Genomic DNA, 357 nt, shown 5'->3' with positions numbered 1-357 from the left:
AAACGTCAAAGTGAATTGTTGCCAACACGCAGCGCCGTATTTTGACGACGTGACCGTGTTAAACGAGGATGAATTTGGTGAAGAATATTTAGCACTAGAAATAGCGATCCGCATTGTGAGTGACTTTTCTGGGGCTATTGAGCATATTGACCAATTTGGCAGCCACCACACCGAGGTGATCTGTACAACTAACACAGAGACGGGCACCTTGTTTCAACGCAGTGTCGATGCGTCTGTGGTGATGGTAAATGCCTCATCAAGGTTTAGCGATGGCGGTCAATTAGGACTAGGTGCAGAAATTGGCATAGCGACAACCAAATTACACGCCTATGGACCTATGGGGCTAGAGTCGTTAAC

At 46.8% G+C, this 357-nt stretch carries 1 pseudogene; it reads left to right on the top strand.

The annotated features are described in order from the left end of the window. A pseudogene (locus CWC11_RS22585) lies at nucleotides 1-357 on the top strand (glutamate-5-semialdehyde dehydrogenase); the annotation flags it as partial.

The organism is Pseudoalteromonas sp. S3178 (genome assembly GCF_005886985.1).
GTDB lineage: Bacteria > Pseudomonadota > Gammaproteobacteria > Enterobacterales > Alteromonadaceae > Pseudoalteromonas > Pseudoalteromonas carrageenovora.
Note: the sequence above shows the minus strand (reverse complement) of the source record. Positions and strands in the feature narration are given on the sequence as shown.